21 protein-coding genes are annotated in these 14,876 nt (G+C 41.8%); 3 read left to right on the plus strand and 18 right to left on the minus strand.

Features of this window, described 5'->3' with window-relative positions; all coding sequences use genetic code 11:
• Positions 1–877: 877 nt before the first annotated feature.
• The 18 genes from rplQ to AB8618_RS14655 form a co-directional block, all read right to left on the minus strand.
• Positions 878–1,279: a 50S ribosomal protein L17 gene (gene rplQ / locus AB8618_RS14570; protein ID WP_008115370.1), complete on the minus strand. Its 402-nt coding sequence runs from the start codon at positions 1,277–1,279 to the stop codon at positions 878–880.
• A 39-nt stretch (positions 1,280–1,318) separates the two neighbouring features.
• On the minus strand, positions 1,319–2,305 hold the full coding sequence (locus AB8618_RS14575) for a DNA-directed RNA polymerase subunit alpha (protein WP_008115371.1): 987 nt from the start codon (positions 2,303–2,305) through the stop codon (positions 1,319–1,321).
• Between the two features lie 24 nt (positions 2,306–2,329).
• The gene (gene rpsD / locus AB8618_RS14580; RefSeq protein ID WP_002959461.1) at positions 2,330–2,950 is read right to left on the minus strand and encodes a 30S ribosomal protein S4; all 621 of its coding nucleotides are present in this window, start codon (positions 2,948–2,950) and stop codon (positions 2,330–2,332) included.
• A gap of 21 nt (positions 2,951–2,971) precedes the next feature.
• Complete coding sequence (gene rpsK, locus AB8618_RS14585; protein ID WP_002959471.1) at positions 2,972–3,358, minus strand: 30S ribosomal protein S11; 387 nt, start codon at positions 3,356–3,358, stop codon at positions 2,972–2,974.
• A gap of 12 nt (positions 3,359–3,370) precedes the next feature.
• Entirely contained in the window at positions 3,371–3,727 is a 357-nt protein-coding gene (rpsM, locus tag AB8618_RS14590; protein WP_008115377.1) for a 30S ribosomal protein S13, read from the minus strand.
• Positions 3,728–3,852: 125 nt separating this feature from the next.
• Entirely contained in the window at positions 3,853–3,966 is a 114-nt protein-coding gene (gene rpmJ / locus AB8618_RS14595; RefSeq protein ID WP_002959476.1) for a 50S ribosomal protein L36, read from the minus strand.
• Positions 3,967–3,988: 22 nt separating this feature from the next.
• Complete coding sequence (gene secY / locus AB8618_RS14600) at positions 3,989–5,317, minus strand: preprotein translocase subunit SecY (protein WP_008115380.1); 1,329 nt, start codon at positions 5,315–5,317, stop codon at positions 3,989–3,991.
• Between the two features lie 10 nt (positions 5,318–5,327).
• Complete coding sequence (gene rplO / locus AB8618_RS14605) at positions 5,328–5,762, minus strand: 50S ribosomal protein L15 (protein WP_008115382.1); 435 nt, start codon at positions 5,760–5,762, stop codon at positions 5,328–5,330.
• Between the two features lie 4 nt (positions 5,763–5,766).
• Complete coding sequence (rpmD, locus tag AB8618_RS14610) at positions 5,767–5,949, minus strand: 50S ribosomal protein L30 (protein ID WP_008115384.1); 183 nt, start codon at positions 5,947–5,949, stop codon at positions 5,767–5,769.
• Between the two features lie 3 nt (positions 5,950–5,952).
• Positions 5,953–6,459, minus strand: a complete 507-nt coding sequence (rpsE, locus tag AB8618_RS14615; protein ID WP_008115387.1) for a 30S ribosomal protein S5 — start codon at positions 6,457–6,459, stop codon at positions 5,953–5,955.
• A 9-nt stretch (positions 6,460–6,468) separates the two neighbouring features.
• Positions 6,469–6,819, minus strand: a complete 351-nt coding sequence (gene rplR, locus AB8618_RS14620; protein WP_008115388.1) for a 50S ribosomal protein L18 — start codon at positions 6,817–6,819, stop codon at positions 6,469–6,471.
• A gap of 9 nt (positions 6,820–6,828) precedes the next feature.
• Entirely contained in the window at positions 6,829–7,362 is a 534-nt protein-coding gene (gene rplF / locus AB8618_RS14625) for a 50S ribosomal protein L6 (RefSeq protein WP_008115390.1), read from the minus strand.
• A 13-nt stretch (positions 7,363–7,375) separates the two neighbouring features.
• Positions 7,376–7,768 carry a 30S ribosomal protein S8 gene (gene rpsH / locus AB8618_RS14630; RefSeq protein ID WP_008115392.1) on the minus strand — a complete coding sequence of 131 codons (393 nt, stop codon included), beginning with the start codon at positions 7,766–7,768 and terminating at the stop codon, positions 7,376–7,378.
• Between the two features lie 21 nt (positions 7,769–7,789).
• Complete coding sequence (gene rpsN, locus AB8618_RS14635; protein WP_010554914.1) at positions 7,790–8,095, minus strand: 30S ribosomal protein S14; 306 nt, start codon at positions 8,093–8,095, stop codon at positions 7,790–7,792.
• A gap of 10 nt (positions 8,096–8,105) precedes the next feature.
• On the minus strand, positions 8,106–8,645 hold the full coding sequence (gene rplE, locus AB8618_RS14640; RefSeq protein WP_010392500.1) for a 50S ribosomal protein L5: 540 nt from the start codon (positions 8,643–8,645) through the stop codon (positions 8,106–8,108).
• Positions 8,646–8,661: 16 nt separating this feature from the next.
• Positions 8,662–8,976 (minus strand): 50S ribosomal protein L24, encoded by a 315-nt coding sequence (gene rplX / locus AB8618_RS14645; RefSeq protein WP_004589210.1) that lies wholly within the window; start codon positions 8,974–8,976, stop codon positions 8,662–8,664.
• A gap of 10 nt (positions 8,977–8,986) precedes the next feature.
• Positions 8,987–9,355, minus strand: a complete 369-nt coding sequence (rplN, locus tag AB8618_RS14650; RefSeq protein WP_008115397.1) for a 50S ribosomal protein L14 — start codon at positions 9,353–9,355, stop codon at positions 8,987–8,989.
• Between the two features lie 274 nt (positions 9,356–9,629).
• Entirely contained in the window at positions 9,630–11,567 is a 1,938-nt protein-coding gene (locus AB8618_RS14655) for an AsmA family protein (protein WP_413400907.1), read from the minus strand.
• A gap of 266 nt (positions 11,568–11,833) precedes the next feature.
• Here AB8618_RS14655 and AB8618_RS14660 point away from each other — a divergent pair, with 266 nt between their 5' ends.
• The 3 genes from AB8618_RS14660 to AB8618_RS14670 all read left to right on the plus strand — a co-directional run bounded on the left by AB8618_RS14660 (position 11,834) and on the right by AB8618_RS14670 (position 14,848).
• Positions 11,834–12,997: a hypothetical protein gene (locus AB8618_RS14660; protein WP_418157317.1), complete on the plus strand. Its 1,164-nt coding sequence runs from the start codon at positions 11,834–11,836 to the stop codon at positions 12,995–12,997.
• Between the two features lie 292 nt (positions 12,998–13,289).
• Complete coding sequence (locus AB8618_RS14665) at positions 13,290–13,967, plus strand: TorF family putative porin (protein ID WP_413400908.1); 678 nt, start codon at positions 13,290–13,292, stop codon at positions 13,965–13,967.
• Between the two features lie 203 nt (positions 13,968–14,170).
• Positions 14,171–14,848, plus strand: coding sequence for a nitroreductase family protein (locus tag AB8618_RS14670; RefSeq protein ID WP_138608294.1), 678 nt, complete (start codon positions 14,171–14,173; stop codon positions 14,846–14,848).
• Positions 14,849–14,876 lie beyond the last annotated feature (28 nt).

The following is a 14,876-nucleotide window of genomic DNA, read 5'->3' on the forward strand; positions in this document are numbered from 1 at the left end:
TTGGTCACTCAGTTTCAATTGAGACTCTAAATTTGTTTGCCTCACTACCTAAGTAGCTTGGCTGTTAGAACTCAATCTGTACGAGTGCCCACACAGATGATTGCTTTATATTGTTAAAGAACGTTGCGATTAAAGCGTTAAACTTTATCTCGCTAGGGCTGCGCATATTACGCTTTCCTATTTTTTTGTCAACACTTGATTTTGTTAAACTTGAACGTTTTTAAAACTAAGTTTTACTCGACTCACTGAGTAGCTCCTGCCTCGCTATGCGTTGCGTTCTGCCGTCTCAGTGGGGTCGCATTATAGGGAGATCCGAAAACAGATCAACCCTTTTTTGCAGAAAACTTGAAATAAATGACTGTTCGCTGGATATTTAGACTAAACGCTTAAAAAGACAACTAAACCTAATCATATTTCGCCTTTAAAGCAGTAAAAACTTATTTTTTGGAAAATCTTTTCATAGTTATTGTAGCGATTATCAAGAAAACAAATTGTTTAGCTTTATATGGCCATTTAGATTAGTGGCGAATAAGTACATCAGGCAAGGGCTCTACTATATAAAGTTAATGAGCTATTGGTGAGTATCAATTATTTCGAACTTTTTTATATTAATAACTATAAACTGTAAAAGTCGTTACATGGTCATATATTTATTAGTCTAAATAGCTTTACTTATAAATAGAAAGATAGCAGTCCTAAACACTCGCATCATGGTTCGTCAATTCTAGTTAGGCTGTTTTATTAGATAAAAGGAATTAAAATAAAATTGCTAATAATAGCTGGAGGTAGATAGAGCTAAAAGGTTTATTCATTTTGTGTGAATTTTAGATATTAAAAAGCCGAGCATAAGCTCGGCTTTTTGGTGTCTCTTTAAGACTTACTCTGCAGACTGCGCGTCTTCTTGAACTTCTTCGCTCGCCGCTGGGCGACCAACTAGTTCAATATAAGCCATTGGTGCATTATCACCAGCACGGAAGCCACACTTAAGAATACGAGTGTAACCACCTGGACGATCCGCATTACGAGGACCGATTTCACTGAATAACTTACCAACTACTTCATTATCACGCGTGCGAGCAAACGCTAAACGGCGATTTGCTACACTGTCAGTCTTAGCCAGTGTGATTAAAGGTTCAATTACACGGCGTAACTCTTTCGCTTTAGGCAAAGTAGTTTTGATGATTTCATGTTTCACCAAAGAACCTGCCATATTGCTGAACATCGCTTTACGATGGCTACTGTTACGGTTTAATTGACGACCACTCTTACGATGGCGCATGACCCTATCCTTCTAACTAAACTAATATAGTGATTTAGATTATTCAGCTAGGCTTGCAGGCGGCCAATTTTCTAGGCGCATGCCTAGAGAAAGACCACGTGAAGCTAGCACGTCTTTTATTTCAGTTAGAGACTTCTTACCTAGATTAGGCGTTTTAAGAAGCTCAACTTCAGTGCGCTGAACTAAATCACCGATATATTGAATTTGCTCGGCTTTCAAACAGTTTGCTGAACGTACTGTTAGTTCAAGATCATCAACTGGACGAAGTAGAATAGGATCGAATTCTGGCTTCTCTTCTTTCTCTTCTGGCTCAGTTACATCACGTAAATCTACGAATGCATCTAATTGCTCAGCTAAGATAGTAGACGCACGGCGGATCGCTTCTTCAGGATCTAAAGTGCCGTTTGTTTCCATATCAATGATTAACTTGTCTAAGTCTGTACGTTGCTCAACACGGGCTGATTCAACCGAGTACGCAATACGTTCAACTGGGCTGAATGATGCATCAAGCAGCAATCGACCAATTGGACGCTCATCGTCATCAGAGGATAAACGACTAGATGCCGGCACATAACCACGACCACGCTCAACACGAATACGCATGCTGATCTCGCTGTTATTTGTTGTTAAATTACAAATAACATGATCTGGGTTAGCAATTGTTACATCGCCATCGTGCTGAATATCTGCCGCAGTCACAGGGCCTACACCAGATTTAGTCAGGGTCAGAAAAACTTCATCTTTGCCTTCTAACGTTACCGCTAGACCTTTAAGGTTTAGTAGTATTTCAATGATGTCTTCTTGTACGCCTTCTTTCGCGCTGTACTCATGCAATACACCGTCGATTTCAACTTCAGTTACTGCACATCCAGGCATAGATGATAACAGTATACGGCGTAAGGCATTACCCAAAGTGTGACCAAAGCCACGCTCGAGTGGTTCTAAAACTACTTTAGAACGCGTTGGGTTGATAGCGTCGATATCGACTAACCTTGGTTTTAGAAATTCTGTAACAGAACCCTGCATTTTATCCTCTCTTAACTCTTAACTTTACTTAGAGTAAAGTTCGACGATTAGTTGTTCATTAATGTCCGCAGACAGATCTGAACGCTCAGGTAGGCGCTTGAAGCTACCTTCCAATTTCTTACCGTCAACTTCAACCCAAGTCGGCTTTTCACGTTGCTCAGCCAACTCTAGAGCAGCGATGATACGTGCTTGTGTTTTAGACTTCTCACGAATTACAACAGTATCTTCTGGAGTAATTACGTATGAAGGAATATTCACAACACGACCATTAACTAGAATCGCTTTGTGGCTTACTAACTGACGTGCTTCAGCGCGTGTGCTAGCAAAACCCATGCGATATACAACATTGTCTAAACGTTGCTCTAAAAGCTGTAACAAGTTTTCACCTGTGTTGCCTTTAAGGCGAGCAGCTTCTTTGTAGTAGTTACGGAATTGCTTTTCTAATACACCGTAGATACGACGTACTTTTTGCTTTTCACGTAATTGTAAACCGTAATCAGATAAGCGTCCTTTACGAGCGCCGTGCTGACCAGGTGCAGTCTCAAGTTTACACTTAGAGTCGATAGCTCTTACGCCGCTCTTAAGGAACAGGTCAGTACCTTCACGACGACTCAGCTTGAGCTTAGGGCCCAAATATCTTGCCATGTTATTTCTCCTAACCTATTGTTAAACGCGACGTTTCTTCGGTGGACGACAACCATTGTGTGGTATTGGCGTCACGTCAGTAATGTTGGTGATACGGTAACCAGCAGCATTCAAAGCACGTACAGCAGATTCACGACCTGGACCTGGACCTTTAATGAAAACTTCTAGATTTTTTAAACCGTATTCTTGAGCAGCAGTACCTGCACGCTCTGCAGCAACCTGAGCAGCGAATGGAGTAGATTTACGTGAACCACGGAAACCTGAACCACCGGCAGTAGCCCATGATAGTGCATTACCTTGACGGTCGGTAATCGTTACAATAGTGTTGTTGAAAGACGCATGAACATGAGCCATACCATCAGCAACTTGCTTTTTAACCTTTTTACGACGAATTGGTGTCTTAGCCATTTTACTATCCCCTTATCGCTTAATAGGCTTACGAGGACCCTTACGGGTACGCGCGTTAGTCTTTGTTCTTTGACCACGAAGTGGTAAAGAGCGACGGTGACGTAGGCCACGGAAACAACCAAGGTCCATAAGGCGCTTGATATTCAAAGTAACTTCACGACGAAGGTCACCTTCTACAGTGTACTTGCCAACTGCTTCACGCAATACGTCAAGTGTTTCGTCTGAAAGTTCACCGATTTTTGTGGTCTCGGCGATACCAGTCGCTTCTAAGATAGCCTTAGAGCGAGTCTTACCTATGCCATAAATAGCTGTTAAACCAATAACTGCATGTTTATGATCAGGGACGTTAATGCCAGCGATACGGGCCACTAACACATCTCCTATATTTGAATTTGGTAATCATCTGTTTGAAAAGCCCGTAAGGATACTCAAACGAAGACCAAATCACAACTAAAAACACAGGCCGAGAAACCTCAGCCTGCACGACTGTTTACTTAGCCTTGCCTTTGCTTATGCTTAGGCTCACTGCAAATTACGCGTACTACACCAGCACGTTTAATAACTTTACAGTTACGGCATATTTTCTTAACGGAAGCACGTACTTTCATTGCTCAACTCCGTAAACTGACCTTATCGACCGTAGCCTTTAAGGTTCGCTTTTTTCAGCACAGAATCATACTGATGTGACATCAGATGCGTCTGTACTTGTGCCATAAAGTCCATGATTACAACAACGATAATCAAAATTGATGTACCGCCGAAATAGAATGGCGTTTGCCATGCCATAGTCATGAATTCGGGCACCAGACAGATAAAGGTTATATACAAAGCACCTGCCAATGTCAGGCGTGTCATCACTTTATCAATGTATTTAGATGTCTGCTCACCTGGACGAATACCTGGGATAAATGCGCCAGATTTTTTCAGGTTGTCTGCTGTTTCACGCGGGTTAAAAACCAACGCTGTGTAGAAAAAGCAGAAGAAGATGATAGCCGCGGCTAAAACCATTGCATACAAAGGCTGACCTGGAGTCAACGTTGTAGCAATTGCTTGTAGCACATCAGCAACCGGACCTTCACCCTGGCCGAACCAGCTTGCAATTGTACCAGGGAACAGAATTATACTGCTAGCGAAGATTGGTGGAATAACACCCGCCATATTTACTTTCAGAGGTAAATGCGTGCTTTGAGCAGCAAATACTTGACGACCTTGTTGACGTTTGGCGTAGTTAACAACGATACGTCGTTGTCCACGTTCAAAGAATACAACAAGATAAGTAACAGCGAATACTATAACCGCAACCATCAACAGTACAAAAACATTCAAATCACCTTGGCGCGCCATTTCGGCTGTCGAACCAATAGCAGACGGCAGGTTAGCTACAATACCAACGAATATTAGAACTGAGATACCGTTACCGATACCACGTTCTGTTATCTGTTCGCCCAACCACATAAGGAACATAGTACCGGTTACTAAACTCACCACTGCGGTGAAATAGAATCCCATACCTGGGTTAACAACTAACCCGTTCATCATGCCCGGTAAGCTTGTAGCAATACCGATTGATTGGATAGTAGCAAGCACAAGCGTGCCGTAGCGTGTGTACTGGCTTATCTTTTTACGCCCTTGCTCACCTTCTTTCTTAAGCTCTATAAACGGCGGATACATATGCGTTAATAGTTGCGTAATAATCGAAGCCGAGATATACGGCATGATACCCAGTGCTAACACTGAAGCTCGCTCAAGCGCACCACCGCTAAACATGTTGAACATCTCAACAATGGTGCCCTTTTGTTGCTCGAAGAAATCGGCAAGTACAGCGGCGTCAATCCCAGGGATCGGCACAAATGAACCTAGACGGTAAATTATGATAGCACCCAATACGAAGAGTAATCGGCGCTTCAATTCCGAAAGTCCACCTTGTGCACTTTGTGTATCTTGACCTGGTTTAGCCATTAGTACTTCCTTAGTCTTCTACCTTGCCTCCGGCAGCTTCGATAGCTTCGCGTGCACCTTTAGAAGCCTTAAGGCCTTTAACGGTAACAGCGCGTGAAACTTCGCCAGATTTAACAACTTTAACGAACTGAACGTTCTTTTTAACTAGACCAGCTGCTTGTAACGCGCTTAGGTCTACCACATCGCCTTCAACTTTAGCGATTTCGTATAGGTTAATTTCTGCAGATACTAAAGATTTGCGAGAAGTGAAACCGAACTTAGGTAGACGACGTTGCATAGGCATTTGACCGCCCTCAAAACCAACGCGTACTTTACCGCCAGAACGTGATTTTTGACCTTTGTGACCACGGCCACCAGTCTTACCAAGACCAGAACCGATACCACGACCAACACGTTTTGGAGCAGTTTTTGAACCTGCAGCAGGTGAAAGTGTATTCAAATGCATCGAATTACCCCTCTACCTTAACCATGTAATAAACCTGGTTGATCATACCACGCACACATGCTGTGTCTTCTAACTCAACAGTGTGATTGATACGACGTAAACCAAGACCGCGTAATGTAGCTTTATGCTTCGGTAAACGACCGATAGAGCTTTTTACTTGTGTTACTTTTACAGTTTTATTAGCCATGGTTTACCCCAAAATCTCATCTACTCGAAGACCACGTTTTGCAGCGATCGACTGAGGAGAATTCATGTTCTCAAGAGCTGAGATCGTTGCACGTACAACGTTGATCGGGTTAGTAGAACCGTAACATTTAGAAAGTACGTTCTGCACACCAGTCACTTCAAGTACTGCACGCATAGCACCACCTGCAATGATACCAGTACCTTCAGATGCTGGTTTCATAAACACTTGTGAGCCAGCATGACGTCCTTTAACAGGATGCTGTAATGTGTTGCCATTTAGGTCTACGTTGATCATGTTACGACGTGCTTTTTCCATTGCTTTTTGAATAGCAGCTGGAACTTCACGTGCTTTACCATAACCGAAACCTACTTTACCTGCGCCATCACCAACTACAGTTAGTGCAGTAAAGCTAAAGATACGACCACCTTTAACTACTTTAGACACACGGTTCACCGCGATTAGCTTTTCAGCTAAATCAGGCTGTTGTTGCTTTGCTTCTACGTTAGCCATTGTCTACTCCTAGAATTGCAAACCGGCTTCACGCGCAGCATCAGCTAGCGCCTTCACACGGCCGTGATATTTAAAGCCACTGCGATCAAAAGCAATCTTTTCGATGCCTTTGTCAGCCGCACGTTCAGCAACCGCTTTACCAACTGCTTGTGCAGCTGCAACGTTGCCTGTGCCTTTAACTGTTTCGCTAATAGCTTTCTCAACAGTAGAAGCAGCAGCCAGTACATTACCCTCAGCGTTTACAACTTGAGCGTAAATGTGACGTGGCGTGCGGTGGATAACAAGACGCGTTGTGCCTTGTTCAATATAATTTCTACGAGTGCGTTTAGCACGACGTAGACGAGCTGTTTTTTTATCCATCGTCTTACCTTACTTCTTCTTAGCCTCTTTACGGCGTACATTCTCATCTGAATAACGAACACCTTTACCTTTATAAGGCTCAGGTTTACGGTATGCACGAATGTTAGCAGCTGTTTGACCAACTAACTGCTTGTCTACGCCCTTAACTAGAACTTCTGTTTGGCTTGGAGTTTCAATCGTAATTCCTTCAGGAACTGCGAAATTAACTGGGTGCGAGAAACCAAGAGTTAAGTCTAAAACTTTGCCCTTAGCTGCAGCACGGTAACCAACACCTACTAACTGAAGTTTCTTCTCGTAACCTTCATGCGTACCAACAACCATGTTGTTGATTAGAGCGCGAGCAGTACCTGCTTGTGCCCATGCATTGGCTACGCCTTCACGAGGTAAAGTTGTAATAACGTTGTCGTTAACTTGTACTTCAACAGCATTGTTGATAGTACGAGTAAGTTCACCGTTTTTGCCTTTAACTGTGATTTCCTGGCCTTTTAATGTAACTTCTACACCGGCAGGAACGTTTATTGGTGCCTTTGCTATGCGAGACATAGTTCCCCTCCGATTAAGCTACAAAACCAATGATTTCACCACCAACGCCTGCACTACGTGCTGCGCGGTCTGTCATTAGGCCTTTAGAAGTTGATACGATAGCGATACCTAAACCACCCATTACCTTCGGTAATTCGTCACGTCTCTTATAGATACGTAGACCAGGGCGACTTACACGCTGGATATTTTCAATAACAGCTTTGCCTTCGAAGTACTTTAACTCGATAGAAAGCTCAGGTTTAACATCACCACTTACTGCGAAGTCTGCGATGTAACCTTCATTTTTTAATACATTAGCTACTGCTACTTTCAGTTTCGAATTAGGCATCGTTACAGATACTTTCTTCGCTGACTGACCGTTACGGATTCGTGTAAATAAATCCGCGATAGGATCTTGCAAGCTCATAGTCTTACTCCCATGATTCTATTACCAGCTAGCCTTTTTAAGGCCAGGAATTTCACCGCGCATAGCTGCTTCGCGAACTTTAATACGGCTCATGCCGAATTTGCGAAGGAAACCATGTGGGCGGCCCGTAATGTTACAACGATTACGTTGACGTGCAGGGCTAGAATCACGAGGTAAAGCTTGTAGCTTAAGTACCGCGTCCCAACGATCATCTTCAGATGTATTAACATCACTGATGATAGCTTTTAGTGCTGCACGCTTTTCAGCGAACTGAGCAACTAGTTTAGTGCGCTTTGCTTCGCGCGCTTTCATAGAATTCTTTGCCATAACCCTACCCTTATTTCTTGAATGGGAAGTTAAACGCTTCTAACAACGCACGGCCTTCCTCATCTGATTTCGCAGATGTAGTGATTGTGATATCCATACCGCGTACACGGTCTACTTTATCATAATCAATTTCTGGGAAGATGATTTGTTCACGTACGCCCATGCTGTAGTTACCACGTCCATCAAAAGACTTAGCACTTACACCACGGAAGTCACGGATACGTGGGATAGCGATTGAAACCAAACGCTCAAAAAAGTCCCACATACGCTCGCCGCGTAGGGTTACTTTACAACCAATCGGGTAACCTTCACGCACTTTGAAGCCAGCAACAGATTTGCGTGCTTTAGTGATTAAAGGTTTCTGACCAGAGATAGCTTCTAAATCCGCAACAGCGTTATCTAAAATCTTCTTGTCAGCTAAGGCTTCGCCCACACCCATGTTTAATGTGATCTTTTCGATCTGAGGGACTTGCATGACAGAGCTGAAACCAAACTTCTCTTGAAGTTCAGCAACTACTTTGTCTTTATATACTTCATGCAGTTTCGCCATCATTCTACTCCAACTATTAGATAGTTTTACCAGTAGATTTAAAGATACGTAATTTCTTACCATCTTCAATCTTGAAACCTACACGATCTGCTTTGCTCGTTTCCGAGTTGTAGATCGCAACGTTTGATACGTCGATAGACGCTTCTTTCTCAACAATACCGCCAGCTTGGTTCAACTGTGGAACCGGCTTTTGATGTTTCTTGATTAAGTTAATGCCTTCGACAAATACTCGACCAGACTCGGTTACAACTGAAAGCACTTTGCCGCGCTTACCTTTGTCTTTACCTGCTAGTACGATTACTTCGTCATCACGACGGATTTTTGCTGCCATGATAGACTCCTTACAGTACTTCTGGGGCTAGTGAAACGATTTTCATGAACTTTTCATTACGAAGTTCGCGAGTCACAGGGCCGAAAATACGAGTACCAATAGGCTGCAAGTTATCATTTAAGATAACAGCCGCATTGCTGTCGAAACGGATCAATGAACCGTCTGGACGACGAACGCCTTTTTTGGTACGCACAACTACCGCGTTTTTAACATCACCTTTCTTCACTTTACCGCGAGGAATCGCTTCTTTTACAGAAACTTTAATGATATCGCCAATCGCTGCATAGCGACGGTGTGAACCACCAAGGACTTTTATACACTGCACTTTGCGAGCGCCGCTGTTATCAGCAACTTCCAGCTGAGTTTGCATTTGGATCATGTTAATGACCTCCGGTGTAGTAATTACAACTTGTCTTAAATTTGTTTAAAATCAAGACATTTCGATTGAATTCCACTCAAAAAACATACTAGATGTCTCTTAAGGGCGGGCAATTGTATCAGCATTGAGAGGGGAGTGGTAGGTTATTTTTTAATTAATTTAATGCGGACACTAAATTAGAAACTGGTTTTTTATGCTATTTATCTAAATTACAGGTGGTTATAAAACAAACAAGGCATCTCAGCGATGCCTTGTTTTATATCAGTAATTAAAATTAGCCAAACAAACCTTTTAATTTGTCTTTAATTTTGTCTTTAGCTTTTTCTTTTGCTTCATCTTTAACCGCACTGCCTATATCTAATTTTATGCCAACATCATGAAATGGGCCTTTTATCCTCAGGGGAATTTTAAAGCCAGTGCTATCATCGGTAGTACCCTGACCTTCAATAGAATCAACTAAACCTGTTACTAGGCGGTAATTAACCAGAGTTTGCGGTAAATCAACATCTCCTTCACCTGAAATACGTATTAAAGGGCTGATCAACGATAAATCAGTATTTTTGCCTACGCCATTGGTAAAGTTAAAACTACCAGAAAGTGCAGAGAAATCTGTTTTCTCAGATTCCTCAAATCCTGTATCTAATCCCTCAGACACGGCATTAAAGTTACCTTTAACTAACTCTTTCCCCTTACGTACCATTTCCGCTACGTTCGCCCCTTTAACCGCACCATCTGCGAACTTAAACCCTAATTTACCATTGAGCGCGTTAATAAACGTTTTTTGGCTTTGCCCTGCTGTGGTTAGATTCCAGTTTAAAGAGCCCTTGCCCATTAGCTTATCAAACCCTGCAGCATCGCTAAGTAATGGCTGTGCGTCTATTCTATCTAAATCGAAGTTGATTGCTATTTTATACGGGGTATTTTGAGCATTGATAGTCACCACCCCTTTACCTGTTCCTTCGTAAGCGGTAAAGCTGTCTAGGCTTAATTTAGCAACACTGTTTTTAAGTGCTAAAGTAAACTGGTTGGCGCCGAGTTTAATATCGTTCGCTTTTAAGCCACTTGAACGGACAATCACATTTGCATCTAATGCATTTAAGCCACTTAAATCAATTTTAGTATCTTCCCACACTATTGGCTCTGCAGGCTTAGAGTCGTCTTTTGCTGGGACTTCTTTTTTAGCTACGGACTCAGGTAAGTAAGGATTTAAATCAAGCATGCCTAAGTCAATATCCGCATTGACAGCTAAGCGACTGCCTAAATTTAACTTACTTTTACCTTTAATCTCGAGTGCATCGAGCGTTGCTACTAATTCAGTTAGGTTAAACTCTTCACCGAGTAAGTGCATTTCGGCATTGATGCTAAAGGCGTTAAACGCATTGTTTTTAGCGTTTAAGTCAACTCCTTGCCAGTTAGCAATATTTTTAACCGAATCACCGTTAAGTGTTAAAAGTCCTTTAATGTCTTGGCCTTGTTTGGCTATGCTGCCATCAAACGTTAAATCTACTAAACGTGAGTTAAGTTTTTGCTTTACATTAAATGTGGCGCCTTCAATCGCTTTTGCTGGAGTATCAAGTTTTACATCAAGCTCAAATCGCTCTTGCATATAAGTAATAGCACCGGTTACTTCGAGCTGTTTGCGCAGTGAAGGCAGTAATATAGCCAGTTCTAAATCGCTAATTTGTTGTTTAGCACCCGTTTGACCATCTAAATATGTAAACGACCCGCCATAAATAGCGACTTCACCTAATTGAATATCAAAGTTTTCAGGTAATTTGACTGCCTCTCCCGTTTGAGTTTGTTGCTCTGGCTGTTTAGCCACTGCATTAAATAACTGCCAGTTTGCTTTGCCGCTTTTATCGGTTTCTAACAGAATATCAGGCTCATTAATGACAAACTTTTCTAGCTTTAGTTCGCCACCGAGTAATGAAAGCCAAGGAATATGAACAGCAAGTTGCTGCATACTTGCCATATCAACGCGAGAGCCGCTCTGCATATTGGCAAAATGCACATCATTAAGCTCCAGCTTTAATGCAGGAAATACACTGAGGGTTTTATCGCCCTTTATGGTTAATGTGCACCCGGTTGTTTTTTCAACCTGCTCAGACACTTTATTAAAAATGGTATCAGTTGGAATTAAAAAAGGTGCAGCAACAATTAGTGCTATGCATACCAATAATATAACACCAATAACTTTAAATAAGGTCTTCATGATCATCCTTTCAAACGTGCAAATAATGCTCTTATCATAGCGGGAGTTAGCGCGAAAAGCATTGTTAAATAAATAAAAAACATATCAATTAGGGCATCCCTTTTTAAAATCAGGTTTTCAAAACTCATTTTAATAAACTTAAAGATTCACGCTTCTGATTACATTCCTTTAATTGTTCGGTATGATGCGCGCCCCTGTTGTATTTAGCCTAAATAAGCTAAAATAAAGCGACTAAAAAGTATATCTAACCGGAGAGTCTACAAGGCATGAAGAAACTGCTAATTTCACCGTCAAAAATGGCATTAGGCGAGCAAGAAAGTCAAATTTATCAAAATATTCTGAAGCAATCTTCAGAACTAAGCCTAAACCTTATGGCTGTGAAAGTGGAAAACCATCCAGAAGACTTTTTAGGTTGGTGTTACGAGCTATTAAGCGCAAGCCGCGACCGCATTAATTATGACTTACTCGAAACCCCACAATTACCATTATTAAAAAAGCTGCATGACCAACTTATTTCAGCCATTAGCTTTTTACAATTAAAAACATTACGGGTAGCGCCTTGGCCAGTAGTGAGTATGTTTGTAGAGCAACATAAAGAACTGGTGGCACTTGATGAGCAGTTACGTTTAACTACTTATATTGCAGGCCTACGTGAAAAATCGTTAAAAGATATGATCCCTGAAGACTTACTCGCTTTTAGTGGTAAGCATATGGCATCACTCGATCCGAGTATTTATAATTTTGATGTAGAATGGTTTGCCTCTACCAAAAGCGCCAAAGGTTTTCACCAGATGCTGGCTGACCTGCCAGGTGCCTTCGACGACGCGCTTAGCAACATTCCACTTGAGGGTGATGTAGCCCAAACTGATTATCAGCAATTTGTAGTTGCTTACTTGAGTGCATTTAATGGTAGTGATGAAAAACCAACACTGGCACCTGCCACCCGCTTATTAGCAATGCGCCGCCCTGATGTATTTACACCAATAAGCAATAGCCGCTTAGATGCACTTTGCTCAGCTTTAGGTATCACCAAATTAAATAACCGCGACTTTGAGCGTTATTGGCAAGATGTAGTACAAAGTATTCACGCTATGTCATGGTTTAAAATGGCCAACGCTGGTAATGAACTAGAAACCCAATTAGTAGATATTAAAGCGCTTATACCTTGCTTTTTTTACTATGCAGATACTAACACTGCTGATAACTCTAACTACATTAAGCTACTTAATAAACCTACACGTAGCACTTCTAGCAGCAGTAAAGCGCCACGCCGAGGTAAAGAATCTGCTGAGATTTTAGTGGACCGCGCTCTTGCTGCTGATGATATCCCAGAACATATTCGTGCTAAACGTGACTCCATTATTAGCGAAGTACAGAAAGGTCGTGGCGTAAACGAAACAATTACCCTAATGCGTACCATATTTGGTTAATTAATCAACAAGCAAACCCAAATGGCCTAGCAGCGCTTTGATGGTGCAGCTAGGCTACTTTTTGCACCAGCAAAGTGAACCTTTAAAATAATCACTTTTGTATATCTACCTCATATTATTTTCAATACATTGTTTTAAATAATAAAAATAATTTATAAACAAATAAGTTTAATTTGGCACACACGGTGCAAATACCCCATTAGTAACATAATAAAATGCCGCCAAACAAAAGGTTGTAGTCATTCATAATAAAAAGCCTTGGCGTGCAAAATCATACAATGGGAAATAAGACATGCTAAAACTAAAAAAAACAATATTGATCAGTGCATTGGCATTAACAGGAATGACATCAACTACTGCATTTGCTGAAGTAACAGCAAATGCAGCAGCCACTTCTAACTACTTATGGCGCGGACAAGAGCAAACTGGGGGCGATGCAGCTGTATCTGGCGGTATTGATTACGCTAATGAATCTGGCTTTTATGCGGGCACTTGGGCGTCAAATGCGTCTTGGGCCGATGAAATGACTTACGAGCTAGACATATACGCAGGTTTTGGCGGCGCAATCAATGAAAGCGTGAGTTATGACGTAGGTTATATTTATTACGCGTACCCAGATGCGGCATCAGGTGCCGATGCAGATTTTTCTGAAGTTTACGGTAGCATTAGTGTGCAAGGTTTTACATTTGGTGCAGCCGTACTTGCAACTTCTGCTGCCAATGGTGACGGTACTGATTTTGGTGATTCATTGTATTTAAATGCCGATTACAGCTTCGCTGTTGGTAGCAATGGCACAGAAATGACGCTACATATAGGTCATTACTCAGGCGATTTCATCGGTGATGACAATATCATTGATTATGGTGTATCGGTGTCTAAAGACGGTTTTACTTTTGGTCTATCAGATAACGACATGGACGGCTCTGATGTAAAAGCCTATGTAGCCTACGCTGTAGACTTTAACCTATAAAAAATGTGTTACTTGCTGCAACACTAAGGGCCGCAAGGCCCTTTCTCGTTTCATTGAGATCTTACGGCTACTCAAATTTGTTTTTGCTAAAATTTTTTTACTGCCAGTTTATTTTTATGATTGAATAAGCTTAATAACACTTGCGTAGAAATGAGCCTATCGGTATAAAAACCAAACACTCTAAAAATAAGAAGCGAACAGCCATGCAAGATCACAAAAGCCAACCATTAACCGATTTTATAGAATACCCGCCAGAGGAAATGCTCGAGCGAGCGAATGAGTTTTTACAAACTAGCCAACGCCGCCATAGTATTCGCAGCTTTAGTAACCGCCAGGTGCCAAAAGAAATAATCGAAACCTGTATAAAAGCGGCAGGTACAGCACCTAGTGGCGCAAACCACCAGCCTTGGCATTTTGTGGCCATTAATAGCGCAGATGTTAAAAAGCAAATTCGTGAAGCAGCCGAGAAATTAGAACGCTCATTTTATGAAGGTCGCGCAGGCGAAGAATGGCTTGATGCATTAAAACCATTAGGCACCGATGCTAATAAACCCTATTTAGAGCACGCACCATGGTTGATTGCAGTGTTTAGTCAAAAAAAGGGAGGTGTAAATACGGACGACAAAAACACCAATTACTATGTGCATGAATCAGTAGGGCTGGCCACTGGTTTTTTAATTCAGGCACTACACCGAGCAGGCCTTGCAACCTTGACCCACACGCCAAAACCAATGAGCTTTTTAACCGATATTTGTGGTCGCGACAAAGATAACGAGCGCCCTTACATGCTATTAATTGCAGGCTACCCCGATGAGCATGCAACGGTGCCACTGCATGCACTTGATAAAAAGTCGCTGGATGAAATAGCCACTTTTATTTAACCTCAACTCTGGATAAGAGAATTATTAT

Origin of the sequence: Pseudoalteromonas sp. RW-H-Ap-1, assembly GCF_048318575.1 — a bacterium.
Classification (GTDB): Bacteria; Pseudomonadota; Gammaproteobacteria; order Enterobacterales; family Alteromonadaceae; genus Pseudoalteromonas.

What these genes read in the sequence shown, in the direction of transcription:
- rplN (WP_008115397.1), bottom strand. Translation starts at nt 9,355, where the DNA reads ATGATCCAAATGCAAACTCAGCTGGAAGTTGCTGATAACAGCGGCGCT.
- AB8618_RS14655 (WP_413400907.1), bottom strand. Translation starts at nt 11,567, where the DNA reads ATGAAGACCTTATTTAAAGTTATTGGTGTTATATTATTGGTATGCATA.
- rplF (WP_008115390.1), bottom strand. Translation starts at nt 7,362, where the DNA reads ATGTCTCGCATAGCAAAGGCACCAATAAACGTTCCTGCCGGTGTAGAA.
- AB8618_RS14660 (WP_418157317.1), top strand. Translation starts at nt 11,834, where the DNA reads ATGAAGAAACTGCTAATTTCACCGTCAAAAATGGCATTAGGCGAGCAA.
- AB8618_RS14670 (WP_138608294.1), top strand. Translation starts at nt 14,171, where the DNA reads ATGCAAGATCACAAAAGCCAACCATTAACCGATTTTATAGAATACCCG.
- AB8618_RS14575 (WP_008115371.1), bottom strand. Translation starts at nt 2,305, where the DNA reads ATGCAGGGTTCTGTTACAGAATTTCTAAAACCAAGGTTAGTCGATATC.
- rplO (WP_008115382.1), bottom strand. Translation starts at nt 5,762, where the DNA reads ATGCATTTGAATACACTTTCACCTGCTGCAGGTTCAAAAACTGCTCCA.
- rplQ (WP_008115370.1), bottom strand. Translation starts at nt 1,279, where the DNA reads ATGCGCCATCGTAAGAGTGGTCGTCAATTAAACCGTAACAGTAGCCAT.
- rpmD (WP_008115384.1), bottom strand. Translation starts at nt 5,949, where the DNA reads ATGGCTAATAAAACTGTAAAAGTAACACAAGTAAAAAGCTCTATCGGT.
- rplR (WP_008115388.1), bottom strand. Translation starts at nt 6,819, where the DNA reads ATGGATAAAAAAACAGCTCGTCTACGTCGTGCTAAACGCACTCGTAGA.
- rpsD (WP_002959461.1), bottom strand. Translation starts at nt 2,950, where the DNA reads ATGGCAAGATATTTGGGCCCTAAGCTCAAGCTGAGTCGTCGTGAAGGT.
- rpsE (WP_008115387.1), bottom strand. Translation starts at nt 6,459, where the DNA reads ATGGCTAACGTAGAAGCAAAGCAACAACAGCCTGATTTAGCTGAAAAG.
- rpsH (WP_008115392.1), bottom strand. Translation starts at nt 7,768, where the DNA reads ATGAGCTTGCAAGATCCTATCGCGGATTTATTTACACGAATCCGTAAC.
- rpmJ (WP_002959476.1), bottom strand. Translation starts at nt 3,966, where the DNA reads ATGAAAGTACGTGCTTCCGTTAAGAAAATATGCCGTAACTGTAAAGTT.
- AB8618_RS14665 (WP_413400908.1), top strand. Translation starts at nt 13,290, where the DNA reads ATGCTAAAACTAAAAAAAACAATATTGATCAGTGCATTGGCATTAACA.
- secY (WP_008115380.1), bottom strand. Translation starts at nt 5,317, where the DNA reads ATGGCTAAACCAGGTCAAGATACACAAAGTGCACAAGGTGGACTTTCG.
- rplE (WP_010392500.1), bottom strand. Translation starts at nt 8,645, where the DNA reads ATGGCGAAACTGCATGAAGTATATAAAGACAAAGTAGTTGCTGAACTT.
- rpsK (WP_002959471.1), bottom strand. Translation starts at nt 3,358, where the DNA reads ATGGCTAAGACACCAATTCGTCGTAAAAAGGTTAAAAAGCAAGTTGCT.
- rpsN (WP_010554914.1), bottom strand. Translation starts at nt 8,095, where the DNA reads ATGGCAAAGAATTCTATGAAAGCGCGCGAAGCAAAGCGCACTAAACTA.
- rplX (WP_004589210.1), bottom strand. Translation starts at nt 8,976, where the DNA reads ATGGCAGCAAAAATCCGTCGTGATGACGAAGTAATCGTACTAGCAGGT.